Annotated in this window: 23 protein-coding genes, 1 riboswitch and 1 other annotated feature (1 of these 25 cut by a window edge); of the genes, 8 read left to right on the plus strand and 15 right to left on the minus strand. The window is 42.0% G+C overall.

Annotated elements, in window-relative coordinates; all coding sequences use genetic code 11:
* Positions 1–27, minus strand: a binding site (T-box leader) (it extends 205 nt beyond the left edge of the window).
* A 60-nt stretch (positions 28–87) separates the two neighbouring features.
* Positions 88–852, minus strand: a complete 765-nt coding sequence (locus HDC33_RS09320; protein WP_179392171.1) for a TrmH family RNA methyltransferase — start codon at positions 850–852, stop codon at positions 88–90.
* 91 nt (positions 853–943) lie between these two features.
* Here HDC33_RS09320 and sspI point away from each other — a divergent pair, with 91 nt between their 5' ends.
* Positions 944–1,156 carry a small acid-soluble spore protein SspI gene (gene sspI, locus HDC33_RS09325; protein WP_179392172.1) on the plus strand — a complete coding sequence of 71 codons (213 nt, stop codon included), beginning with the start codon at positions 944–946 and terminating at the stop codon, positions 1,154–1,156.
* Positions 1,157–1,265: 109 nt separating this feature from the next.
* Here the strand turns inward: sspI and HDC33_RS09330 are convergent, their stop codons facing one another.
* From HDC33_RS09330 to HDC33_RS09350, 5 genes are all read right to left on the minus strand, one after another.
* Positions 1,266–1,718: a small multi-drug export protein gene (locus HDC33_RS09330; RefSeq protein ID WP_179392173.1), complete on the minus strand. Its 453-nt coding sequence runs from the start codon at positions 1,716–1,718 to the stop codon at positions 1,266–1,268.
* Between the two features lie 122 nt (positions 1,719–1,840).
* Positions 1,841–2,803 (minus strand): ornithine carbamoyltransferase, encoded by a 963-nt coding sequence (argF, locus tag HDC33_RS09335; protein WP_179392174.1) that lies wholly within the window; start codon positions 2,801–2,803, stop codon positions 1,841–1,843.
* A 142-nt stretch (positions 2,804–2,945) separates the two neighbouring features.
* Positions 2,946–4,034, minus strand: coding sequence for a M42 family metallopeptidase (locus HDC33_RS09340; RefSeq protein WP_179392175.1), 1,089 nt, complete (start codon positions 4,032–4,034; stop codon positions 2,946–2,948).
* Positions 4,035–4,271: 237 nt separating this feature from the next.
* Positions 4,272–5,252: a diaminopimelate dehydrogenase gene (locus HDC33_RS09345; RefSeq protein WP_179392176.1), complete on the minus strand. Its 981-nt coding sequence runs from the start codon at positions 5,250–5,252 to the stop codon at positions 4,272–4,274.
* 16 nt (positions 5,253–5,268) lie between these two features.
* Positions 5,269–6,378: a hypothetical protein gene (locus HDC33_RS09350; RefSeq protein WP_179392177.1), complete on the minus strand. Its 1,110-nt coding sequence runs from the start codon at positions 6,376–6,378 to the stop codon at positions 5,269–5,271.
* A gap of 163 nt (positions 6,379–6,541) precedes the next feature.
* Here HDC33_RS09350 and HDC33_RS09355 point away from each other — a divergent pair, with 163 nt between their 5' ends.
* The 3 genes from HDC33_RS09355 (at position 6,542) to HDC33_RS09365 (ending at position 9,006) form a co-directional block, all read left to right on the plus strand.
* Entirely contained in the window at positions 6,542–7,708 is a 1,167-nt protein-coding gene (locus tag HDC33_RS09355) for an MFS transporter (RefSeq protein WP_179392178.1), read from the plus strand.
* A 27-nt stretch (positions 7,709–7,735) separates the two neighbouring features.
* Positions 7,736–7,779: riboswitch (PreQ1 riboswitch) on the plus strand.
* 85 nt (positions 7,780–7,864) lie between these two features.
* Positions 7,865–8,362 (plus strand): preQ(1) synthase, encoded by a 498-nt coding sequence (queF, locus tag HDC33_RS09360; RefSeq protein WP_179392179.1) that lies wholly within the window; start codon positions 7,865–7,867, stop codon positions 8,360–8,362.
* 98 nt (positions 8,363–8,460) lie between these two features.
* A complete protein-coding gene (locus HDC33_RS09365) occupies positions 8,461–9,006 on the plus strand; it encodes a DUF488 domain-containing protein (RefSeq protein ID WP_179392180.1) in 546 nt (181 codons plus the stop codon).
* 58 nt (positions 9,007–9,064) lie between these two features.
* On the opposite strand, the gene recQ is transcribed toward HDC33_RS09365, so the two are convergent.
* From recQ to trhO, 7 genes are all read right to left on the minus strand, one after another.
* Positions 9,065–10,843, minus strand: coding sequence for a DNA helicase RecQ (gene recQ, locus HDC33_RS09370; RefSeq protein WP_179392181.1), 1,779 nt, complete (start codon positions 10,841–10,843; stop codon positions 9,065–9,067).
* Between the two features lie 430 nt (positions 10,844–11,273).
* Positions 11,274–12,293 (minus strand): S66 family peptidase, encoded by a 1,020-nt coding sequence (locus HDC33_RS09375; RefSeq protein ID WP_179392182.1) that lies wholly within the window; start codon positions 12,291–12,293, stop codon positions 11,274–11,276.
* 161 nt (positions 12,294–12,454) lie between these two features.
* On the minus strand, positions 12,455–13,867 hold the full coding sequence (locus HDC33_RS09380) for a SpoVR family protein (RefSeq protein ID WP_179392183.1): 1,413 nt from the start codon (positions 13,865–13,867) through the stop codon (positions 12,455–12,457).
* Positions 13,864–15,030 (minus strand): sporulation protein YhbH, encoded by a 1,167-nt coding sequence (yhbH, locus tag HDC33_RS09385; protein WP_179392184.1) that lies wholly within the window; start codon positions 15,028–15,030, stop codon positions 13,864–13,866. Before yhbH ends, HDC33_RS09380 begins: the two co-directional genes overlap by 4 nt.
* A gap of 111 nt (positions 15,031–15,141) precedes the next feature.
* Positions 15,142–17,037, minus strand: coding sequence for a PrkA family serine protein kinase (locus HDC33_RS09390; protein WP_179392185.1), 1,896 nt, complete (start codon positions 17,035–17,037; stop codon positions 15,142–15,144).
* Positions 17,038–17,162: 125 nt separating this feature from the next.
* Complete coding sequence (locus HDC33_RS09395) at positions 17,163–17,990, minus strand: DUF368 domain-containing protein (protein ID WP_179392186.1); 828 nt, start codon at positions 17,988–17,990, stop codon at positions 17,163–17,165.
* Between the two features lie 283 nt (positions 17,991–18,273).
* A complete protein-coding gene (gene trhO / locus HDC33_RS09400; protein ID WP_179392187.1) occupies positions 18,274–19,248 on the minus strand; it encodes an oxygen-dependent tRNA uridine(34) hydroxylase TrhO in 975 nt (324 codons plus the stop codon).
* A 401-nt stretch (positions 19,249–19,649) separates the two neighbouring features.
* Between trhO and HDC33_RS09405 the strand changes: the two genes are divergently transcribed.
* From HDC33_RS09405 to HDC33_RS09415, 3 genes are all read left to right on the plus strand, one after another.
* A complete protein-coding gene (locus HDC33_RS09405) occupies positions 19,650–21,155 on the plus strand; it encodes a polysaccharide deacetylase family protein (protein WP_179392188.1) in 1,506 nt (501 codons plus the stop codon).
* Positions 21,156–21,418: 263 nt separating this feature from the next.
* On the plus strand, positions 21,419–21,802 hold the full coding sequence (locus tag HDC33_RS09410) for a GntR family transcriptional regulator (protein ID WP_179392189.1): 384 nt from the start codon (positions 21,419–21,421) through the stop codon (positions 21,800–21,802).
* Between the two features lie 3 nt (positions 21,803–21,805).
* Positions 21,806–22,912 (plus strand): DUF1648 domain-containing protein, encoded by a 1,107-nt coding sequence (locus HDC33_RS09415; protein ID WP_179392190.1) that lies wholly within the window; start codon positions 21,806–21,808, stop codon positions 22,910–22,912.
* A gap of 89 nt (positions 22,913–23,001) precedes the next feature.
* Here the strand turns inward: HDC33_RS09415 and HDC33_RS09420 are convergent, their stop codons facing one another.
* Together HDC33_RS09420 and HDC33_RS09425 are read right to left on the minus strand one after the other, a co-directional pair.
* Positions 23,002–23,985, minus strand: coding sequence for an NAD(P)/FAD-dependent oxidoreductase (locus HDC33_RS09420; RefSeq protein ID WP_179392191.1), 984 nt, complete (start codon positions 23,983–23,985; stop codon positions 23,002–23,004).
* A 220-nt stretch (positions 23,986–24,205) separates the two neighbouring features.
* On the minus strand, positions 24,206–24,487 hold the full coding sequence (locus tag HDC33_RS09425) for a DUF6509 family protein (RefSeq protein WP_179392192.1): 282 nt from the start codon (positions 24,485–24,487) through the stop codon (positions 24,206–24,208).
* A gap of 240 nt (positions 24,488–24,727) precedes the next feature.
* Here HDC33_RS09425 and HDC33_RS09430 point away from each other — a divergent pair, with 240 nt between their 5' ends.
* Entirely contained in the window at positions 24,728–26,425 is a 1,698-nt protein-coding gene (locus HDC33_RS09430; RefSeq protein WP_179392193.1) for a M3 family oligoendopeptidase, read from the plus strand.
* Positions 26,426–26,480: the final 55 nt, after the last annotated feature.

Raw genomic sequence — 26,480 nt, forward strand, 5'->3', positions numbered from 1 at the left:
TTTACTTTTCCCGATCATCGCTTTTCATTTCTGTTCATAACCAATAGTATACCCGATTATGATTTGTACAGCAACAACATGCTGATTTCAAAGTTTAGAGTAAGTGTACAAAAGAATTCCCGTCGCAACAGCCACGTTTAACGATTCCGCTTTTCCGTACATTGGAATTTTGACTGTGTTGTCTGCCATCGCAAGCAAGTCAGGATCGACACCGCTGCCTTCATTACCTACGATCAATGCAAATTCGGCTTGCGGCCAGATATCGGAGTGATTTACAGCATTTTTCAGCCCTGTACCCAACACTTGGACACCGGCTTCTTTCGCCTTAGCGGTCCATTCCACGAGATTCCCTTTTACGATTGGAATATTGAAGTGGGATCCTTGTGCGGACCGTACTGTTTTTGGGTTAAATGGGTCTGCTGTCCCTACACCAAGAATAACTGCATCCATTCCAGCAGCATCGGCCGTCCGGATCATCGTTCCCACGTTACCGGGATCTTGGACTGCGTCAATCATCAATAGTTTTTTCCATGATGCATAATCTTCTTCGGCTTGTTGGGGCTGTCGGCAATGTGCGTAAATGCCTTGCGACTGACCCGTCTCCGAAATTTCTTTAGCGATAGCCTCTGTTATTTCAACAAGCTTTATACTTTCAATAGACCATCCTTCCGGAATTTCTACACCATCCCGGATGATCAATGATAGAATTGTTTCGTCATTTTTCATTGCTTCTTCTACGAGATGAAAGCCTTCAACAAGGAATTCCTTCGACTGATCGCGTTCTTTTCGTGTCGTGACAAGCTTTTTCCAATGTTTCACAAGCGCGTTTTGTGAGGATTCAATGCGTTTCATGTATACGTTACCGCCTTTTTCTTTTCAGTGTATCAAATGGCGGTATAGTTGGCGATATTTGTGTCCAAAATAGGTGTGGGAGGTTGATGAAATGAATTTTCAAATACGAGATGCAATTACGGCAAACATGACGAATAATACTGCGGAAGATATCCGAAACGTCGTGGAAGACGCCATTAAGAGAGGCGAAGAGCACCTATTACCTGGACTTGGGGTGTTTTTCGAAAAGCTCTGGAACCATGCGGGCGAACAGGAAAAATCGAAAATCGCCGGCGAACTGGCAACGGTATTTACGGCTAGTTGAGTTGAATTGACTCGGTGACAGTCACCCAGTCAATTCAAATACAATCAAAACAAACACGAAAGTTTAAACTTTCGTGTTTGTTTATGTATTTCCGATAAACCTCTCGATTTTAGAACTGAATATTTTTCACGAAGAAATCGAACCCCATCGCTGTCGCACTACCGAATACGAGCGTCCATAATGCGATGCTAACCGTCATCCAGATTGTTGTATTCAATTTACTTGCCCCGAATAATAGTCCGATGAATGCGGCGATATGGGTGCCAATCAGAATTGGACCGAGTAATGCGAGTCCTGGCATACCGTATTTATTCCAAATTCGTTTGCCCCGTTCTGTACGCTTTGACTCGGCTTTTCCTTCTTTTTGTTTCCGGGACTCCATCCATTCCTTTATTTTTTGGAATGCAATGATGAGAATAAGCACTGTCAGCATATTGCCGATAAATGCAAGAGTCATTACCCAAAACGGGGACAAACCTCTAATGATTCCCAAAGGTATGACGAGCGCAATCTCCAACCATGGAATCGCGGCTCCTAAAAAAACTAAAAAGTATTCAAACATTTTTTCAAATCCTTCATTGCAAAATTTTGTTTTTGGTAAAACATATTTTCAGTTTACCATTAACTAAGAATTAATCTGCAAAAAAGCCCAGGAAGCAAACCTGAGCTTTTTTCTTAGTTTGATTATAACAAAGATGCAAGTACCGCTTTTTGTGCATGCAATCGATTCCCTGCTTGCTGGAAAACATAAGAGTTCGGGCCATCAATAACCGAAGTTGCCACTTCCTCTTCACGGTGTGCAGGCAAGCAGTGTAAAAACATATAATCCTTTTTCGCATGGGCTACTAAACCGTCGTTAATTTGAAACTCTTTAAATGCTGCTAGACGTGCTGCTGCTTCCTCTTCTTGGCCCATACTCGTCCAGACGTCTGTATAAACGATGTCTGCATCTGCAACGGCCTCTACAGGATTCGTTGTTTCAAAAACACTGCCGCCATTTTTAACAGCAATGGCTTTCGCTTTCACTAGAAGATTGGGATTGTATTCAAACCCGTTCGGCGTAGCAACCGCTACGTGCATTCCCATATGTGCAGCGGCAATAACCAATGAATGTGCCACATTATTGCCGTCCCCGACGTATGCCAATTTCATTCCCGCCAATGAACCTTTCACTTCCAAAACCGTCAGTAGATCCGCTAACGCCTGGCACGGATGAAAGATATCCGTCAAGCCATTGATGACCGGAACCGAAGTATGTTCTGCCAATTCTTTCACCATTTCATGCGAGTTCGCACGAATCATGACACCATCCAAGTACTCAGACAATACATGGCCTGTATCGTATACCGACTCTCCGCGCCCGATCTGCAAATCGCGTGCATTCATGAACATCGCATGCCCTCCAAGCTGAATCATACCGACTTCGAACGAGATGCGTGTACGTGTTGAATGCTTTTCAAAAATCATACCGAGTGTTTTTCCTGCCAATAAATCCGGCATTTTCCCTGAAACCATATCTTTTTTCATGTCGTCCGCCATATGCAATAAATATGATATCTCTTCATGGGTATAATCGAGAAGAGTCAGTAAATCTCTCCCTTTCAGTCCTTCAGCAATTTTCATGTGTTCCTTTTCAGTCGTTAACATTCCCTCATCCCCTTACATCTTTTTCAATTAGTACTCTGATTATATGTATGCATAAATATAAAGTCAAGTGCATTATTATAGATTTGTACGAATAAAAAACTGCCCAAGCCATTTGATGCGCCTGAGCAGATAAATTATTCATTTATTCAAATGTAATCTTATCCACTGTGTCACGGTCCATTTTTTTTATGACCTCAACAATCAGTTTCACCGTATTTTCATAATCGTCTCGATGCAGAATACCTGCATGCGAGTGGATATAGCGTGTCGGTATACAGATTGCAAGGGACGGAACACCTTTTCCGGAAAGATGAATCGAACCTGCATCCGTTCCACCGCCTGGAATCGTTTCGAATTGATAAGGAATGCTATTTTCCTCGGCAGTATCAACGACAAGCTCACGGAGTCCTTTATGCGATACCATTGATGCGTCGAATAAAAGAATTTGAGGGCCGTCGCCCATTTTGCCTGTTGCTTCTTTTGACGTGATACCTGGCGTATCTCCCGCAATTCCCACGTCAACAGCAAATCCGATGTCTGGTTGAATTTTTGTCGCTGCCGTACGTGCTCCGCGAAGACCGATTTCCTCTTGCGCAGCACCAACTCCGAAAACGATATTTGGATGTTTCTCATCTTTAAGCGCTTTCATAACATCAATCGCGATTGCGCAACCTATCCGGTTATCCCACGCTTTTGCGAGTAGATATTTTTCATTATTCATAACCGTGAATTCAAAGTAGGGAACGACCATATCCCCCGGCAAAATGCCCCACTCCATCGCTTCCGCTTTCGAAGTTGCACCGATGTCTATGAACATGTCTTTAATATCCACCGGTTTTTTACGAGCTTCCGGCGATAAGATATGCGGCGGTTTTGATCCAATAACACCTGTTACTGTATCTCCTTTGCGCGTGACGATTGTCACACGCTGTGCAAGCATTACTTGTGACCACCAGCCGCCTACCGTTTGGAATGAAAGGAAACCTTTATCATCGATTTTGGAGATCATGAATCCCACTTCATCCAAGTGACCTGCCAGCATGATTCTCGGTCCGTTCTCCTCGCCTGTCTTCTTTGCGATTAATGAACCAAGACCGTCCTGTTCGATTTCATCCGAAAACGGCTCTATGTATTTCCTCATCACTTCACGCGGTTCACGCTCATTGCCGGGAATTCCTTTTGCATCTGTCAGTTCCTTCAGCATCGACAACGTTTCGTCTAATTTCGTCATTTACTTCGACCTCCTAAATAGGTTGCACATGTGTAGTATATGCGATAGTGGTCTTGTTATCAAAACATTTTGGTTTTAAAATTCAAACACATGAAATATCCCCCGACCGGCAGTGTCGATTGGGGGATATTGTGTTAGTTGTTCAAACAAACATAATTAATGCGATTGTTGCATTTGTTTATGAATTGACTTGGTGACTGTCACCCACCCGCCCCTCCCGAACACAGTAGGACTGTATTAAAGAAGCTCTTTCCTCAACTCGGCAGCGTTTTTCGGTGATAGCAATCCAGGTGCGATGTCGAATACCGTTTTTGCTCCCGTCTCACCATTTTGATTTAACCGATAGGCTGCGCGTGCATAGGCTACGAGTACGCTCGACGTAAATTCAGGGTTGCTATCAAGTTTCAATGAGTATTCTATCACCTGTGCGGTGCCTTCACCTGTCTTGCCGCTGCGAATTACGAAACCGCCGTGCGGCATTGCCGAATGGTCCTGTTTCAATTCTTCTTCAGTGATGAAAGTTACTGTCGTATCATAATCGGTGAAGTAGTCAGGCATCGTGACGATCGTATTTTTAACGTTGTCAGCGTCGACTCCTTCTTCTAGAACTACATAGCATTCGCGGGTATGCTTCTCACGTGTCGACAGTTCCGGCAACGAACCGCTGCGCACTCGATCAACCGCGTCGGGAACCGGAATCGTATATTGGACAGCTCCTTTTACGCCTTCAATTCTTCTGAGTGCATCGGAGTGACCTTGGCTAAGCCCTTTCCCCCAGAACGTATAAGTCTCGCCTTCCGATAAAACAGCCTCGCCGAACAGACGGTTGATCGAGAATAATCCCGGATCCCAGCCGACGGAAATGATTGCAGTCTTACCATTTGGTTTGGCAGATGAATCGACCGATTCAAAATAACCCGGAATTTTCGCATGTGTATCGAAGCTATCCACCGTGTTGAATAAAGCCGATAGTGCCGGTCCTTGCTCTGGAAGATCATTTTTCGATCCACCACAAAGAATAAGTACATCGATTGCCTTTGTAAATTCATGAATATCATCCATCATATGTACGGGTACATTGCCATTCAGCAATTTCACGTCTTCCGGATTCCTTCTCGTAAATACGCCGACCAGTTCCATGTCTTGGTTTTGTCCAATTGCGGATTCAACACCGCGTCCCAAATTTCCATATCCTGCAATTCCTACTCTGATTGTCATCGACTAATTTCCCCTTTCAAACTGTTTTATTAATTTTCAGCCATTTATGGTATAAGTTTATCTCTTTGTTGGTCATTTTTCTAGATAACTCGTCCGCATTCGTTAAAAATATTTCCTCAACGTCCACATATCCATACTTATCACCATTTTGCCTCATTAAGGGAAGGCTCTCATATTTTAACGGATAACCCCCATCTTCCCGGATAAACCCTTTTAACGATTTCATATATTTCATGATTTCGCTATGAAGTTTTTCATTGCCATGCATCGGTTCCGTTGACGTAAAGATGAATGTCGTCGTCTCACCATATGGTCCTGTTCCGCATGGGTCCGCCACATTTTCCGCAATCCAGCCTGTAAAGCGGCCTTGGTCGCCTGAACGGATAATTTTATCAAAAACCGTACTCATGATTTTATTTTTCAGTAAACATAAGTCTAATTCTACTTCTTTCAGTCTTTCATTATCAAAATGCATGACCCATCCTGCAGACGTCATTTCACGATCTGTTATGCTATCCAACCCGATGAAAGGTCCAACTTTTCCAGGATCATCGCTATACAGCTCTGCGAAAGTGATTTGCATATCATCCTGAATCGCTTCCGGCATGTGCACAACCAGTTGCTTTTCTATCGTAAACACTTCATTAACTATCCGTCCAAAATAAAACGGAATTTCTTTTTGAACACTGATCAACGCCGCAGCCAATCGCGATTTCTCATCATCTAAACGGATAGTCAGCATAAATGGAATCGTATCCACTTGACCGTCACTCTTCCAAATAATCGCTTCCATTACTATCCTATCAACTGATGATTGCGCATGTTTCACGACAACGCCCGCCTTGGCAACTTCACCGGCAACGAATTGATCCGTTTGAATGAAAAATTCAATGGAAGTATCTGCTGTTACATGCGGAATTAGTGCCGCTCCTTCAGCGAACGATTTGTGAACAGCCGTGTATTCAGGTTTAGACAAATCAGCAGTTGGTCCGGTTACTAAATTCCTGTCATAAAACGGCTCGTAGTAATGCTCCAAGTCCAGCTGAACAAAGATATATTGTTTTTCAATTTGTTCTTCATTTGCTTTATCATCCTGCCTGCCGAAAATTCTTTTAAGGAAACCCACTACTCTCTCACCTCTTTAATTGCATTTAATTAGTAGTAATCTTATCGTTACAGCTCGTTAAATGGCAAACGTAAAGGATTGTTCACAATCTGTCCTTTTCCCCCCGAGGCTAAAAAATGCTAAAGTATAGGATGGTATCTATCAATTGAAAAGAGGCTACATTATGCGTGGTTTTGTTTACCTCATCGTTTTCTTCTCGTTTTTTGATTTATTTTCTCAATTGCCCGTAATGAGCCCGTTTGCATTATCACTCGGCGCTACTCCATTTCTAGTCGGACTTGCAGTCGGTATGTATTCATTCTCAAATACAATCGGGAATATCATTTCGGGTTTCATGACTGACAAAAGAGGACCATACCTCATACTCGTATTGGGACTGTTCGCATCCGCGTTATCCCTCTTCTTCTATACAGTTGTATCTGGCCCGATGTCACTGCTTGGCGTACGATTCGTTCATGGTTTCATGGAAGGCCTGATTGTACCCGCGGCATTCACTTTCTTAGCAAACCGTGCCGAAGAATCGAAGCGTGGTAAAAGTGTTGCAATTTCTGGTGCATTTGTTGGAATGGCTGCAATTGTTGGTCCTGCTTATGGCGGAATTGTTGCCGCTAAAACTAGCACGCCTTTCATCATGGCAGTCAACGGCGGGATAATGATGCTACTGGCAATACTAGCGTTCTTTGTTCTTCGCTCATTTACATATGTTCGAAAACACACTTTGCAAAGTTCTAAAAAGTTTCGAGTCATCCACCTGTTTCATAATCCCGGAATGGTCAGGGCATTTGCAGGGGCATTCTTTTTAATGTTCTCCCAAGGGGTACTTGCCCTTGTCCTGCCTTTAAAAATTGAATCACTTGGATTTGATACGAAAACATCCGGTTTGTTACTAAGTACATTCGGTGTCGTCGCGATTCTCATCTTTTTATTGCCAATCAACCGGATTTTCGACCGTGTTCGGCCGGTTGTGACACTTGCGTTCGGAATATCACTCATGGGGCTAAGCATGCTGTTCTTAAGTCAAATCGAGGAATTGAATTACTTGTATATTGCGATGAGCATTTATGGGGCGGGATTCGCTTTCCTCTTCCCATCTATCAACTCACTGCTGATCGATTCATCCTCTCCTGAATTCCGCGGGAAAGCATATGGTTATTTTTACGCATTCTTCTCGATTGGAGTCGTTGCGGGATCAGGTGTAATCGGTTTCTTGGACCTCAATTACCGTGGCGCTTTCCTGTTGACCGGGTTCATTCTGCTAGCTGTCGCTCTGTATGCCTTGATTGGATTGAAGAATAGAGATTCTATTGACAAACCATCCTCAGTCGTTTAATGTCAAATACGAAATGAATAACCCTGTTCGGGAGAGGTTCATAGCGACCCTCTTAAAAAAACTATGGATGACGGAATTTACGCCATGTCATTTCGACATGGCTCTTTTTTGACACCTATGGACCTCCCCGGCAAACTATACGGGAGGTTTTTTTAATTGGCTGGAAGAGATGAAGCAACATTGACCGACTTAACATTACTGGGCAATCAAAACACGAAATATTTGTATGAATATAACCCTGCCATTTTAGAGGCTGTCGACAATATGCATGTGGAGCGCGATTTCTTTGTGAAATTCAACTGTCCGGAATTCACGTCACTTTGTCCGATGACAGGACAGCCCGATTTCGCAACGATGTATATCAGTTTTGTGCCCGATAAAAAACTTGTGGAAAGTAAATCACTGAAATTATATTTATTCAGCTTCCGCAATCATGGCGATTTCCATGAGGACTGCGTCAATATTATTATGAATGATTTAATTAAACTGATTGAACCGCGCTATATCGAAGTATGGGGTAAATTCACACCGCGCGGCGGCTTGTCTATCGACCCTTATTGCAACTATGGTATACCCGGAACAAAATATGAAAATATGGCGGAACACCGGCTGATGAATCACGATATGTATCCGGAAAAAATCGATAACCGATAAGAAACGGAGAATAATGACCGAGGAAAAGCAAAGCAGAAAACAATAAACGTTTACCCCTCCCTACTTTTAGGAATTAAATAAGCAGGGAGGGGTTTTTTATGGATATTTTCACGGTCGGTCATTCAACTCATACAAGCGAGGAATTTCTGAAATTGCTCACTGACACACAGATAGAAGTACTTGTAGATGTGCGTGCATTTCCCGGAAGCCGAAAGTTCCCACATTTCCATAAAGATGAAATGAGCATCTGGCTTCCTGAAGCTGGCATCGAGTATTTACATAGTAAGGAACTCGGGGGCAGAAGAAACAAATCAAAGACTGTGGATGATGAAATAAATGATGCATGGAATAATCAATCTTTCCATAATTATGCGGACTATACGCTGGGAAGTGATTTCCTAACGGGGCTTGATCAATTGAAGACGATAGCTTCGGACAAAAAAGTCGCTTATTGCTGTTCCGAGCGTCATCCCGCACGCTGTCACCGTTTATTGATCAGCAATTGGCTTTCTTTGAATGGTTGGACTGTCCGTCATATTATTGATGGTTCTAAAGGATTAACTGAAATCGTTGAACATGAACCCGGTCAATGGGGAGCGCAACCTGAATTACGACTAGATGGGTCAGTTGTATATCCGGATTAAAAAAAGGCAGACTGGATCCCGATTGGGAATACAGCCTGCCTTTTGCATTCAACTGTTATTAAACGTTTTGCATCTGGTAATCCTTGATTTCTCCCATGAACGTTTCGCCGTATCTCTCCAGTTTCGCAAGTCCTACTCCATTTACTTCAAGGAACTCATCATCCGTGACCGGCATCCTTGCCGCCATATCTCGTAATGTTTTATCCGAGAATACGACGAAAGGCGGTACGCCCGCTTCTTGAGCCAGTCGCATGCGGAGTGCACGCAGCTGATCGAATAACGGATCGTCATTGGCAACTTGTGACGTAATAATCGATATTTTACGATTGACAGTGACTTTGCCAGTTAGCACGTCTTTACCCCGTTCACTTACATAAATGGTCGGAAATTGGCCATTTTCTACGCCTAAATAACTTTCCGAAATAATGAACTCGATGAAATCGGATATATCTTTTGCACTACGCTCTTTCATCAATCCATATGTCGTTAATTTATCGAAACCGAATTCAATAACTTTTTTATTCCTAGAACCTGTTAACACCTGAGCGATCATCGTCTTTCCGAATCGTTGCCCCATCCGGATGACGCAGGATAACACTTTTTGAACGTCTTCGGTGACATCTGTACTTTCCCGTGTGTCCGTACAATTTGCACAACGTCCGCAATCAGCGACATCTGTCTCTCCGAAATACAAGATGATGAATTTCTGAAGACATGTTTCCGTGTGGCAATAATCGATCATGGATTGTAATTTTTCAAGCTCCGCCGGTATTCTGCTTTCGTCTTGCGATTGATCAATCAGAAAACGCTGTGTTTGAACGTCTTGCGATGAAAAAAGTACTGTACAGGCGCTGTCGAGTCCGTCACGTCCTGCACGACCCGCTTCCTGGTAATAGCTTTCCATGTTTTTCGGCATCTGATAATGAATGACGTATCGAATATTGGATTTGTCAATTCCCATACCGAATGCGTTCGTCGCAACCATGACAGAAGCTTCATCATTCAAGAACCGATCTTGTCCACTCTGGCGTTCATTATCTCCGAGCCCCGCATGGTATTTGGCAACTTTCACTCCACTTTTCTGGAGAATATCATGGACATGATCAACCGCTTTTCGCGTTGCTGCATAAATGATGCCCGCTTCCCCTTCGTTTTTACGCACATATTCTTTTACATACTTTTCGCGGTCCTGACCTTTAACGACTGAAAATGTTAGATTTGCTCGTTCAAAACCGGTCATAACCGTATTCGCTTCGCTAATTCCAAGCTGCCGGCAAATATCTTCCCGTACAGCTGGGGTTGCAGTGGCTGTAAGCGCAAGAACGACCGGTTTCTCATCAAATAATGATACGATGCTGCTAATATTTCGGTAAGCTGGACGGAAATCGTGACCCCATTGTGAAATACAATGCGCTTCATCAATGGCGACCATCGGAATTGTCATCCTTCGCAACTGATTTTTGAAAGTTGGTGAATCCAGGCGCTCGGGAGCAACATAGAGCAGTTGGTATTCACCTGACACAGCCCGTTCCATCGTTTCGAAGTATTCCTCTGTTGACAGCGAACTGTTAATATATGCCGCTGGAATGCCCGCTTGATGGAGCGCATCGACCTGGTCCTTCATTAATGAAATAAGCGGTGAAATAACGAGGACAGTGCCTTCCATCACGAGTGCAGGTACTTGGTAACAGACGGATTTCCCTCCACCTGTCGGCATGACACAAAGTGTATCTTGCTGTTGCATCACTCCGCGAATCACTTGCTCCTGCCCTGTGCGGAATGAAGGATACCCAAAATATGTTGACAATATCGATAAAGCCTTTTCGATTTGGACCATCTCCTAACTATATATCAAAGAAAAAAGCACCGGGTACTGGTGCTTTTTGTTGGTTTCTTTTTCAAAATTATTCATTGTGCCTGTCCAATCATTTCAATCATGCTTTGGTCTCGGGCATTTATTTAAGAATACCAGATTATGCAGCATATTGGAATGGAAGTCCGTTCTATGTTCAATTGAAATAAAGGATTGTCCATGGTACATGCTTCAGCGCTTTGTGGAGGCCTCCCGCGATTAGCCGAACAGAAGATCACTGCTCGTCTTATCGCTCCGGCTACCACATAAAAGGCGCCTTCGCTAGTGTCTCTGAGTTATATTGGAACCACTAAAAAAGCTCGCAATTATTTAGTGAACTAAGATTGACCAGAATACATGCTTCGCAGGTTCCCCCAGGTATATTGTGACACTGAAGTTGTTCAACATAAAAAAATCAGATAAGTTTTGTTTTCATGATTGCTTTTCCTTCTACCACTTCGATTTCCGCGTATGCTCCGTTAACGAACGTCATTTGCGGGGGTACGTGTCCGATATCTGCATCATATGCAATAGGTAGGCCAGTCAGTTCGCCCAGCCTTTCTAGTGCGTCTACATCACTGAAACCGCCTTTTGCTATTCCAGCAGCTGTTCGGCCGAATACGATTCCCGCCGCATTGTCAAACCAACCGGCGTTATGCAATTGAAGAATGGAACGGTAGAAATCCGGTGCGTCCATATCACTGTTTTCCAGCGCCCAAACTATTTTTTCTCCTGCAATGAACTCCTCCTGAAATCTCTTCACGTCTCCAAAAGGCGTTCCGACCAAATGACGGATTGTATCGATGCACCCTGCTAATAAACGGCCTTCGAACCGGACCGGTTTATTACCGATTGTCTTCCATTCCGTCTCTGTATCTAATTTAAAGACATATGGATCGGATGGGGCAAAATGCTGCCATTCGGATTGGTGTTTTTCAGATGATGGCTGGACAATCATCTCTCCTCTGGATGCGGTCAGCACTTCGATGAATTTAGATGTGACAGGATCCCACGCATCACTTCGCAGATCAACGAAGTTCGTCCCATGAACTGTCGCTATCCCGGTTAGCAGCGTAATAGGTAAGAGTAATGTACTGGTATCCGAGTAACCTACTATCCATTTGGGTTTCATTTCCCCAAAGTTGAGAAGTGGGAGGATTTCGGATAGGAAGTGACCGCCCCATGGAGGAATCACCGCGTAAACATCATCATCTTCCATCATCTCTTTAAATTCCGCCAATCGCATTTCTTTCGGCGTGGATGTCAGCTTTTCATTCGTCCAAACGGTTTCACCAAGCAGTACGGAGAATCCCCTTTTCTCAAACTGATGGGCAGCTTTTCTTAATAAATGATGCAGTTCACTTTCAACTCCTGATGAAGTTGCGGTGACTCCGATGGTTTGGCCTATTTTAAGTGGTTCTGGATAACGGATCATCAACAGTCCCCTTCTTTCTTCTGGTAGATTTCTTCAATCATTTTTCATAATCATGCGTCTTTTTAACGCTTTGGTCAACCTCAGTGTCCAAATAAAATATCCCCCGACCGAAAATCCGATTGAGGGATAGCATTACCATTTTATTATCATTCGGACGTAACTTAAACATACCTTCGATATACCTTGTTTCTGTCAAACGAATAGACGACTTGCAAGTTCTCTACATACGTTTCCAAATGTACAATCCGTCCCCATAATTGATAAATATAAGGTAGCACACTTTCCAAGTACTTCAGATCCAATTCCGTACCTTCGTATTTATGCACTAAATACAATTCACCATTCCTTAAATAATCGCCATTTTCAACGACAATATAAGGAAATCCTCCATTTACACGCATCGAAACTAATTGATTTCTTACATCTTCATAATCCTTATTCGTAATTTCATAATTGTTACCCTTTTTCTCAAAGAGGTACAAATCTTCCTTCTGAACCAACTCTTTCGTGACATAATTCCGGATGAAAGAGATATCCGACTCGATTTCCCTCACTTCAAATATTTTCTCTCTGCCCGTGTTCGGCTTAATTCCCAACCTTTTCATATTCTCCGTCGGATTGTTAAATCTATCTTCGATGTCTTCATATATTTTCAATCCCAGATAGTAAGGATTGATGGTCGTTTTTGAAGGTTGAATGACATTTGCATTTAGTGTAGCGAACTCGATTGTATCTTCAGTCGATAAATTCATTTCCCTTAAAATCCGTTGATGCCAAAAAGATGCCCAGCCCTCATTCATAATTTTCGTTTCCAGCTGTGGCCAAAAATAGAGCATTTCCTCACGCATCATCGTCAAAATATCCCGTTGCCACTCTTCTAATTCACGACTGTACTCCAAGATGAATAGCAAAAGATCTTTTTCCTGGTTCTGCGGTATTTTCTTCCCCTTCTGACTTGGTACTTTTTTATTTTCAGGGGTTTTTTGATTCAAATTCCATAAATCGTCATAAGGGGTTTTCCGTACAATTTCTTCCTCTTCTACCGCCTCATTCAGTTCTTCCTCTGGCCGTTGAGGTCTAAGAATGGAAGGATCGACATGTTCTTGAATAGCCAGCACAGCGTCTAAAAATCGTTCGACTTCTTCTTTGCCGTAGATCATTTCATAATTTGCGATACGTTCCGCCGTTGCCGTCATGCTTTCCACCATGTCTTTCCTCGTATTAGAGAAACGGACATTGTTTTTGAAAAAATCGCAGTGGGCGAGTACATGAGCAACAATTAACTTATTCTGAATAAGGCTGTTCGTATCAAGTAAAAAGGCGTAACAAGGATTCGAGTTAATGACAAGCTCGTATATTTGACTCAATCCAAGGTCATATTGCAGCTTCATTTTATGAAATTGCTTTCCAAAACTCCAGTGTGAGAAACGTGTTGGCATGCCGTATGCGCCAAATGTATAAATAATATCAGCCGGGCAAATTTCATAACGCATAGGATAAAAGTCGAGTCCGAATCCAGTAGCAATTTCCGTAATTTCATCAATTGCACGATGAAGCGCTTTGATTTCCGTCAATCGAACCCCTCCGAGTTTTTATGAAAAAAGCTTTTAAGCGCAAAATACACATCCCGTTTTTCCTTCAATACATAATGACGGAACTTGGGATCATCGATTTTTTTAAAAGAGGACATCATTGTTGAAAAACGGTTATATGCATTCACTTCTCCGTAACCGAACATATTGGACACAGCCATAAGTTCTTGAACAAGTTTGATGCATTTATCATTATCAGAAGACATGTTTTCTCCATCCGAAAAGTGAAAAGGATAAATATTGTAACGCGCGGGATTATATTTTTCTTCAATTAACTCCAATGCCTTCAGATAAGCGGATGAACAGATTGTGCCTCCGCTCTCCCCTTTTGAAAAAAAGTCTTCTTCCGAAACCACTTTCGCCTCGGTATGATGCGCAATGAATTCAAGTTCGACTGTTTCATATTTTGACCGCAAAAAGTTTGCCATCCAGAAGAAAAAACTTCTTGCCATCGTTTTCTCGAAATTCCCCATTGAAGCGCTCGTATCCATCATTGCGAGAACAACCGCTTTGGATTCAGGCTTTTTCACATCGTCCCATGTTTTAAAACGAAGATCGTCATTGTGGAAAGGTGATATTTCAGCTTTCCCTTTAATCGCATTCCTTTTAATAGCCGTTAAAATCGTTTGCTTCTTATCAATGTTTCCGATCAGCCCTTTTTTACGGATATCATTAAATTCAATTTTTTCTGCTGTGTTTTCAGCTTGTTCTTTTTGTTCTAAATTCGGCAATTCCATTTCTCGAAACAATGCATCCTCTATCTCAGCGATTGAGACTTCAGCTTCATAATAATCCTGCCCCGCTTGATCTCCCGCTTTTTTCCCTGTTCCTGAACCGCTATTTCCTTGCGAGCCATCTTTCGCAACTACATCGCCCACCTGGCTATCGCCGTTCCCTTGCCCTACATGTTTTGACTTGTCGTGATTGTACCGAATTTTGTATTCATCCAGCGATCGGATTGGAATTTTAATGACATCTTTTCCTTTTGATAAGATGATATTTTCCTCACTGATTAAATCTGGCAAGTTATTGTGAATGGCTTCCTTTACTTTATCCAAATGACGTTTCTGATCTTGATGGCCTTTTCTATGGAGGGACCAGTTTTCCTGTGAGACAGCAAAATGTTCATTTCCTTTATCGTTCATTCTCATCCACACCCATCTTTTTTTCCGTCAGTTTTAGTTACCGCATGCGACTAATTTTAGAAAAGAACAAGACCAATGCCGCCCCAGTCTTGTTCTCTCTTTTTCTAGCACTTATCGATTAAGCAGACTTCCGACATAACGCAATAATTCATTTGCAGAAATGGAATTATACCCGTATTCATCAATGAGCCTTGCAATCACTTCGTTAACCTTTTTAAGATGCGATTCGTCCGGTGTTTTGGACGAAGTTGTAATTTTAACGACATCTTTTAAATCAGCGAACAGTTTCTTTTGAATGGCTTCCCGCAGACGCTCATGGGAATTGTAGTCAAAACGTTTTCCGCTTCTCGCATATGCGGAGAGCCGAATGAGGATTTCCTCCCTAAACGCTTTTTTCGCATTTTCCGAAATGCCGATTTGTTCCTCAATGGAACGCATGAGTTTTTCATCCGGATTCATTTCTTCGCCCGTTAAGAAGTCCCTTATTTTATTTTTATTGCAATATGCTTCCACGTTATCAAGGTAATTATCCATCAATGAAATTGCGGATTCTTCATACGAATAAACAAAAGCTTTTTGCACTTCTTTCTTCGCAATTTCGTCAAATTCCCTTCTGGCGATTGCGATATAATTCATATATTTGTCGCGGTCCGCTTGTGAAATGGAAGCATGCTGATCGAGACCATCTTTCAGTGACCGTAAAACGTCAAGTGCATTAATGGAAGATACTTCTTTCCGTATGATAGCCGAGGAGATTCTGTTAATCACATAACGCGGATCGATTCCCTTCATTCCTTCATTCGGAAATTCCTTCTTCAGTTCTTCCACGTCAATCTGATTAAATCCTTCCACATTCTCACCGTCATAGAGACGCATTTTTTTAACAACATCAACTCCTTGTTTCTTAGAGTCGTCGAGTCGTGTCAAAACCGAAAAGATCGCAGCCACCCTTAATGCATGTGGTGCAATATGCACATGCGCCATATCACTTTCATTAATCATTTTTTCATAGATGCATTCTTCCTGGCTCACTTTTAAATTGTAAGGAATCGGCATCACAATGATTCTTGAATGAAGGGCTTCATTCTTTTTGTTGGAGATAAATGATCTATACTCCGTTTCGTTCGTATGCGCAACAATAAGTTCGTCTGCACTGATTAACGCGAACCTACCTGCCTTAAAATTCCCTTCCTGGGTCAACGATAGTAAATGCCAAAGAAATTTCTCATCCAGCTTCAGCATTTCCTGGAATTCCATCATTCCTCTGTTCGCCTTATTCAGCTCTCCATCAAAGCGGTAAGCCCGGGGATCTGATTCGGAACCAAATTCCGCAATTGTAGAAAAGTCGATACTTCCGGTCAAATCAGCGATGTCTTGTGATTTTGGATCGGAAGGTGTAAATGTACCGATTCCGACTCGTTTGTCTTCTGAGAAAAAGATACGTTCCACCATCACGTTTTCAATCTGTCCATCGTATTCTTTCTCCAGCCGCATCGTATTCAGCGGGGACAAACTGCCTTCAATACGGACGCCAAAGCTTTCGAAAAAGTCTTTACGCAAATGATGCGGGATCAAATGAAGTGGATCTTCATGCATCGGGCAACCTTTAATGGCATAAACCGCACCGGCTTCCGTTTTCGAGTAACTTTCAAGACCTCGTTTCAATAACGTCACTATTGTCGATTTCCCGCCGCTTACAGGACCCATCAATAACAGAATCCGTTTACGAACATCGAGTCTTTTTGCTGCGGGATGAAAATACTCCTCTACCAGTCTTTCAATTGACTCTTCAAGTCCAAAAATCTCTTCTCCAAAAAATTGATAGAGCCTGTTTCCATCTTTCTCCGATAAGCCAGAGTCTTTGATCATATTATAAACGCGTGAATGTGCTGTTTGCGCCACTTCTTTTCTTTCCTTCACAATGTCCAGATACTCTGCGAATGTGCCTTCCCACTTAAGCCTGTTCTCTTCTTCTCGGTAGCTTTTCACCTTGTTTAAGATATCCATCAATTTCCCTCCAGTCAGGGCATGTTTTATCCATAGTATGCGTGAAGGGGAATTATAATGACGGACAATGCGAAAAGTGCCGCGTCCGGAAACGATTCAATTCGTTTCGGGCGCGGCACTTTTCATTAGTTATTCACGATGGATGTTTTGTTAGGAGCACTGAACATACCTGCTACGAGAAGACCAGTAAAGAAAGCGATGATACTCATGACAAAGGGGGTTCCGCTTTCTGGAATACCAGGATAGATGACGAACACCGAACCGATAATGAGACCGATAATTACAGCAAAGGTGACGTACGTAAAATGTTTCAGCAAATAACTGATTGCCTTACTGCTGACAATGAACCCGACGATTACACCAGCACCGATAACAGCGATAATCGGCAGATTCAAATTCGATAATGCACCGATTGCCGTCGAGTAGACGCCTAGTAGCAACAAAATAAATGAACCGCTAATCCCTGGCAATAACATGGCCATGCTACCTGCCCATCCAGCGAAAAAGAGTCCAACTGCATTGGATGCCGTCAAGGAAGTAATCACTGCCGTATCATGCGGCTTAACAAATGCCAGCGAAGCAAGTGCGGCTCCGACCAATATCATTAGTATGACGTGTTTCCAGTTGAAATTTTTCTTCACACCCGCTTCCTTTGTAATGAAAGGCAGCACACCGATGACAAGTCCCATAAAGAAAAATTGAGTAGGTGCAAAATGATATTTAAGTAAATACTCGATTACTCTGCTAAACAATAAAAGCGTAGCTCCAATTCCGATTCCGAGCGGCAATAAAAAGCCGATATGCTTTTTCCACTCGCGACTGAAAAATCCGCTGATGGATGCTAATAAATCATCATAAATTCCTAATATGAACGCAATTGTTCCTCCGCTCACGCCAGGTATAAGATCACTGATTCCCATGAAGAATCCGCGATATAAATTTCTCCATTGCATAACTATAGTTCCTCCAATTTCAATTGAATGTTCTTAGTATAACACTTTGATGGGTCTATGAGTTAGGAGATAAGTGACAAATGTAGGCTAAAGGAATGTAAAGATAATCTTTCTAAATATATAGTAGTTTTTCCATTCACAGATAGCCGTGCATTTTCAGATTTACGTATTATTACTCCTTTGATATTGACTGACTTGATCCTTTTTCTTATTGTCATACTTGCTTAAGATGAAAAGAAAAAAAGGCCTGAACAGATGAAGTTCTGTTCAGGCGTTTTTCATTTTAGATTGCATGTTTTTCATTTCTACGGCGTTCGATTGCTTCAAGACGCTCGTCGTATTGTTCTACCGTCAAGTTATGCTCAACGAAGTAGCGGTTCCGCGGGTGTGTACGGCACTCGTCCGAACAGCTGCGCATATACAAATGCTCGTTTTCTTCAGAACAAATCATCTTCGCATTACATACAGGATTCGCACAGTTCACATAGCGCTCGCACGGTGTTCCGTCAAAATGATCGCGACCGACGATTACATGCTCCACTTGATTGATTGGAACTGCAATTCGCTCGTCAAATACATAACATTGTCCGTCCCAAAGTTGACCTTTGGCAACAGGGTCTTTACCGTAAGTGACGATGCCACCATGCAATTGACCAACGTCTTCGAACCCTTCACGTACAAGCCATCCTGAGAACTTTTCACAACGAATTCCGCCTGTGCAATACGTTAAGATTTTCTTTCCTTCGAACTGCTCTTTGTTGTCACGGATCCATTCGGGTAAATCCCGGAAATTTTCAATTTCTGGACGAACCGCACCGCGGAAGTGTCCTAAATCGAACTCATAGTCATTGCGCGCATCGATGACAACAGTATCTTCATCTTGCATCTGTTTGAAGAACTCTTCAGGACTTAAATAGTTACCCGTCAATTCATTAGGGTTGATGTCATCTTCCAGGCTCAAGTTAACGATTTCTTCACGTGCGCGCACATGCATTTTCTTGAATGCATGTCCATCCGCCTCGTCAATTTTGAATACGATATCAGTGAATCGTTCATCATTTCTCATCATGTCCATATAGGCGTCCGTCTGTTCGACAGTTCCGGAACATGTACCGTTAATACCCTCTGTTCCTACGAGGATACGACCTTTCAGACCAATTTCTTTACAAGCTTTCAAATGCTCTATAGCAAATGTTTCAGGATCTTCAATCGTTACATATTTATAGTACAGAAGAACCCGATATGTGTTTTTCTCCATTTTTCCAACCACCTTGTTTTTATAATTGCATGTTATAGTCAACAACCGGCTCGGATTATTCACAAATATTTGTAAACATACAAAAGCGTTCCCGTATTTGTAAGAACCGGGACCAAAATATTATATCATAAATGGGCACTTGAAAAAAGCATATTCATTCCGAGAAATATGGTGAAAAGCTTTTTTCTGCATCCTTCATCTTTTACACATCCCTCAATTACATTCTCGCTCTCGTAATCTACTTTTTCCCGAACACTTGTCAAACCTTGGAATTTTTTTGTTTTTCATGTATACTAGAAAAGTACGCTTAATGATAGATTTCGACAAAAAATATATTTATCTGAAACTATTAATAAGTTTCGTACGTCTAACTTTCTATAAACAGTAAAGGAGTCTTTCACATGAAAAGAACGCATCAAAAACGTCGCTCCTCTTGGATTGACGTTACATTTTCAATCGCTATCATTGCGTTAACTGTGTCAGCCATCTATTTGTTTTCACTGAGTAATAAGAATGAGGCTGCCACTCTTTCCGAAAAGAAACAAACAGCGACTCCGACTCCGGTTGTTATTGATACGATTGATTCCCATTATCCTGGTATAAAAATTATTACGGAAACTTCGAATGATGTTCATTCACCATTTGCCATTCAATATCCACAAAGTCTACATAGAGCATTCAATGATGATATTTCATTATACATAAAAAACGCGAAACAGAATTACTTGACTAAGATGGATGAAAACAAAAAGCATGGCAGTAAATTAAAGGGCGAATTGAATATCTCTTTCAAAACCCTTTCCCATCATTCAGGGAATTATTCATTTGTTCTTGTCAACAGCCGTGCAACTAGTAACACAATACGAACGACCGAAATCCGTTCATTCCGTTTAAATCCTGAAACAGGGGAAGGTTTGTCCATTGCAGATGTATTCGAACGTAATCCTAAACATCTTGAAACACTCTCTTCTTTAGTGCGTGAAGCGTTATACAATGATCCCAAACTTGCAGACTCTCTACTTCCTGAAGAAGTCCAATTGCACACGGAACCTATCTGGGAGAATTTCAATAACTTTGCCATTACAGATGAGTCCATCACTTTTTATTTTGATGAATATGAGCTTACAGACGGTGTAGCAGGTCCCGTAATCGCGGCAATCCCTTATAGTAATGTAAATAGCTTACTTTCCGACAACTTTAAATTGGCAGTTGAAGACAAAGACGAAAATCCACCTAACGCAGACTCGGATAATAATGGGACTGAAGGAAATTCCACAACTCCCCCTTCCAAAGAAACTGAATCCACTACCGATCAAGGAGTGGACAATAATGAATTAACGGAAGAGCTTGATAGCGGCATAAAACAAGTCGCTCTCACATTCGACGATGGACCCGATCCAAAAGTGACCATGCAGATACTGGAAACACTAAATAAATACGATGCAAAAGCGACATTCTTCATGCTTGGTAGCCGGGTTGAATATTATCCAGAAATCGCCAAATCTGTGCAGGAAGCAGGCCACGAGCTAGGGAATCATACGTGGAACCATCCCGACCTGACGAAGGCCGGGATGGAAAAGATACGTAACGAAATTGACAAAACATCATCCATGATTGAAAATGTGACCGGTCAGCAAGCAACTGCGTTCAGACCACCCTATGGTGCAGTTAACGAAACCGTCCGCAGCCAATCAAACTTACCTATCATTCTATGGGATGTTGATACACTCGACTGGAAACACCGTGATTCAAACAAGCTTCTAACTAATGTGAAAAGCATGACGAAAAACGGCAGTATCATCCTTATGCATGATATTCACCAGTCGACAGCTGACGGTCTCGACTCAGTCCTGACCTACTTGCAAAGTGAAGGTTATACATTCGTCAAAGTTTCGGAATTACAATAAGCAATTACACCTTCCCCCTGAACCCGATGTTCAGGGGTTTTTGTTTTGAAAATAACAAGTTATGTAAGTTGAAGTGAGGATTTCCTACAATTATGCTTCAGCTCTTTCTTGATACCTCCCATAACAAGATTGACCATTACATCAAAGTCGCCTACATTCAGTTTGCTCACCCCATTCAACATTTCAACGTATATAGACGTTTGTTCTATACTATATAGAACAATTCTGTTATAATAGTAGTAGAACAGTCAGGAGGTACTTACATGTTCATCCAAATTGAACCGGAATTGGATATTCCAATTTATGCTCAATTAGTTTCGCAACTAATTGAGGCGATTGCCCGCGGAAATTTGACAGGCGGAGATTCGTTACCGTCCGTTCGATCATTGGCAGCTGATCTCGGCATGAATATGCATACCGTTAATAAGGCTTACCATGAACTCGAGAGAAAAGAGATTATCCGTATCGTTCCAAAATCGGGCGCCATCATCAATTCACTTCCACAAGACGGAATCAGCGGAAATCATCTTGAAAGGATTTCCAAGGAAATCAAACCGATCATCGCCGAGGCAATCGTGCTAGGGATGGAGACCAAAGATATCAACAAACTCGTTACAACTATCATTTCAACTATAAAGGGGGAATAAAGAATGGCGTTTACTATATTTCTAATCATTATCGGTTTTATTTTTGTAATGCAATCTGCCATTCCGTTTTTATTGAAAAGGACTGTTGCATTTGGCGTAACCATTCCTGAAGGTCATACAGACGACCCAATAATCGCTTTATACAAGAAAAAATATGCTGTAATTACTTTCATCACCGGTTTACTCCTACTGATCACTTATTTCATTTGGGCGAAGAACAGCGACCTTTCGGAAGAAACAATCATCTTAACCGGCTTAGCAATTCAGTTCGCTATCATCTTTTTGAGTATGGGTCTTTATTTTTACTTTCATGCAAAAACAACACGTCTGAAACGGGTCAATCAATGGGGCTTGCATTTGAAACAAGTCCGGGTCACCGATTTGGCAATCCGGACAAAGGATGAAATGCTTCCCTCTTTTGTTTATGCATTGCCAATGATCATTGCGGTTGGTTTAATCGCTTATACCGCAACACAATACAATAGTATGCCGGATATGATCCCAACACATTGGGGACCTAACGGCCAGGCGGATGCCTTTAGCGAAAAAACACCTTTTTCCGTCATAGCCCTTCTGCTCATTCTCTTGGTCATGCAAGGGATGATGCTTGCAATCAATGTTTTTACAAAACAATCGGGCATCAAATTAAATGCCGCAAAACGAAAAACGTCTCAAGTTCAGCAATTGTCTTTCCGCAAATACACAAGTTGGTTTTTATTTATGACAAGCGTACTTACGACCGTACTTTTCGGATTCCTGCAACTTACAACAATCCATGAAGGACTGGGAAATAGGGTGCTAATGCTTGCGTTGCCGCTTGGTTTCGCTCTCATTATCCTTATTGCGACCGCTATATATGCTTTTAAAGTCGGTCAAGGTGGCGCCCGGATTGACGTTGCGGTTGAAGATGAATCCGTTACCGGTATTACCGATTTTGACGAAGATAAGTACTGGAAAGTCGGTATCTTTTATCTGAATAAAAACGATCCGTCCATTTTTGTCGAAAAAAGATTCGGTGTCGGCTGGACAATCAATTTTGGAAATCCGATTGGCTATTTGATCGTATTCGGTCCGATATTGCTGATTCTGGCTATCACCTTTCTGTTGTAGTTCATTAGACAGACATTCACTACTGCTGCCCCGAGATTTTCCATAAAAAAAAGCCGCGTAATGCGGCTTTTTTTTTACATAAATTCAATTTAACTAAAGATACTTGTACTATGCAACGGCTGTAATCTTGCCTTCGGATCGACGTACGCTTTTGCGTGATTCACCGCTATCGGTGCTTCACCAAGTCCAACCGCAATCAATTTCACTTTACCATCATAGTTCGTAATATCTCCTGCTGCGTAAATCCCTTCGATGTTCGTCTCCATGCGAGTGTTGACCATGATAGAATTGCGGTCCATTTCAAGACCCCATTCTTTCAATGGTCCAAGTGATGAAATATTACCGTAGTTAACGATTAAATGATCAATATCAAGACGTTCTTCCGTTCCGTCTTTTTCAGCTAAGACGATTCCACGGATATTGCCCTCTTCCCCTTCAATCACCTTTACTGCGCGGGAAGTTTTTACATCAACTTTCGATTCCATCAGTTGATTAACGCTTGTTTCATGTGCTGTAAAGCGCTCACGACGGTGGACAAGTGTCACAGTGGAAGCAATATCTTCCAGCATTAATGACCAATCGACTGCTGAGTCACCACCTCCGCACACGAGTACATTTTTATCTTTGAAAGTCGTGAGGTCTTTAATACTGTAATGAAGTGTATTCCCTTCAAAATCAGCTTCTTCAGGAAGACCTATTTTGCGTGGTTGAAATGCCCCGATTCCGGCCGTCAGAAGAATAGTACGTGTTAGGTGAACTCCTTTATCCGTTTTCAGGATGAAGTGATCGCCATCACGCGTTACTGATATAGCCGTTTCCCCAAGAAGAATTTCGGGTTTCGAATAATGTGCTTGTGTTACAAGATTCGCGACAAAATCTTTCGCGAGAATCTTCGGGAATCCGCCTACATCATATATATATTTATCAGGATACAGTTCAATTAGCTGACCGCCGAGCTGCGGCAAGCTATCGATGATTTTCACTGACATCTCCCTCATTCCAGCATAGAAAGAAGCGAAAAGCCCTGTCGGCCCTCCACCGATAATTGTAATATCAACGATTTCGTTATTCATATGCAAACACTCCAATTTGATTAGTATCAGATTAAGGTTTCCCTCTATCCTATGCACTCACTTCATTATCTAACATTTTACCATAAAAAACACATAATCTGATTTGATTTTTCAATTTTCGCCTTACCCCTGGAAACAATCGATATACCGTTGCTCTCAGAATATGACAAAAAAGAGCCCGTCCACATTTAGCAAATATGGACAGGCTCTTTCATTGCTACTATTCGCGGTGCGTTCTGCAAAATTCAAGAACGATTGCTTTCTCATCATCTTCCAGTTCGAAGTCAAGAATTTTTTCATTTGTCCGCTCAAAAAAGTGATAAGAAGCGATACGCCCTTCATCTCCGTCAACCGCAAAGATTACCCGGAGCCCAGTTCCTCCTTCGGAATAAAGGTCGTCTTCCTCATCCAAATCTATATACAAGCGGTATTCATATCGTTCTCCAGCAATAATCCCGGTAGGATCGTTAATTTGATTAATAATGTACTCAGTAATTTCCATAGTAGTACCAACCTCTCACTTACAAATTTAAATTACACGGCCACAATGCCACTACTCTTCATAATACATCATTCAACCTTGAAAGGGGTAACTTTGGAGCTTACATTATTTTTTTGGATTCCAATAAACCCATAAAAAACACTCAACTTTTTCAAAAAGTTTATTTTGCAATATTCCGGAACTTCGTGAACAATAGAAGCAGTGAGCTATTTCACGACCAAACAATTAGGGGGAATCAATTTGATTACATTCGAAGACTATCAATACACAAGACCCAACATGGAAAAAGTAAAAACGGATTTTGATATGCTACTCCAAGAATTTCGTTCTGCTAGTTCTTATGAACAACAAAATGAAGTGATTAAAAAAATCAATACAATCGGCAAAGACTACTCAACAATGGCAAACCTTGTCTATATCCGTGCGTCTATTGACACACAAGATGAATTTCATTTGAAAGAACGCGACTATTTCGATGAAATCGGTCCTGAGTACCAGGAACTTGAAACCGCCTACTACCAAGAACTTGTAACGTCCCCTTTCAGATCCCAACTTGAAAAGGAATGGGGCACACAACTTTTCGCTTTGGCCGACAACTCCATCAAATCGTTTTCACCGAAAATCGTCGGGCTCCTGCAAAGAGAAAACAAACTCACTTCCGACTACTCTAAACTTGTCGCATCTGCACAAATTGAATTCGACGGCAAAATAATGACGCTTGCTCAAATGGGGCCCTATGCGGAATCGACGGACCGGTCCGTCCGCAAGACCGCTATGGAAGCAACCTACACGTTCTATTCGGACAACGGCGAGAAATTTGATGAAATCTATGACGAACTCGTCAAACTGCGTCATGAAATTGCGACAACTCTCGGTTACAATAACTTCGTTGAACTTGGCTATGTACGGATGAACCGAATCGACTATGATGCAGACATGGTAAAGAAATTCCGTAACCAAGTACGTGACCATATCGTTCCGCTTGCGAACCGTCTTTATGCACGTCAAGCTGAACGTATAGGTGTTGACAAGCTGAAATTTTACGATCAGTCACTCGAATTCTTAACGGGGAATGCGACGCCCCAAGGTTCTCCCGAGTGGATTATAGAAAATGGTAAAAAGATGTATGCAGAACTTTCGCCTGAAACAGATGTATTTTTCAAGTTCATGACAGACAAGAAGTTACTTGACGTCGAAGCGAAGACAGGAAAAGAATCGGGTGGCTATTGCACATTCATCGATAATTACGATTCACCTTTCATCTTCTCCAATTTCAATGGAACATCCGGCGACATTGACGTACTGACGCATGAAGCGGGACATGCATTCCAAGTATTCTCCAGCCGTAATATCGGCATTCCAGAGTATCTGTGGCCTACACATGAAGGTGCTGAAATCCATTCGATGAGTATGGAATTCCTCACATGGCCATGGATGGAGCTGTTTTTCAAAGAACAGACGGATAAATACAAATTTGCACATCTAAGCAGTTCATTACTCTTTTTACCATACGGTGTCGCAGTCGATGAATTCCAGCACGCCATCTATGAAAATCCTGAAATGACAGCAGCTGAACGAAAAGCCACATGGAAAAAGATTGAGGGAACCTATCTGCCGATGCGTGACTATGATGGTATTGAATATTTGGAAGCCGGCGCTGTTTGGCAACGCCAAGGTCATATCTATGAAAGCCCATTTTATTATATAGACTATACACTCGCCCAAATTTGCGCGTTCCAATTTTGGAAACGCTCGCTTGAAGACCGCGAAACGGCATGGAATGATTATTTACATCTTTGTAAACTTGGCGGATCTAAATCGTTTACAAAACTTGTTGGAGAGGCAAATTTAATATCCCCCTTCGAAGATGGCTGCGTGGAATCTGTCATTGGCACAATTGAATCGTGGCTCGACTCAGTTGACGATAAATTATTGTAATAATATAAAACGGGACTGTCCTAGTAGTTAGGGCAGTCCCGTTTTTCTAGACTTA

The sequence above is a fragment of the Sporosarcina sp. JAI121 genome, from assembly GCF_013408665.1.
In the GTDB taxonomy this organism is placed as follows: Bacteria; Bacillota; Bacilli; order Bacillales_A; family Planococcaceae; genus Sporosarcina.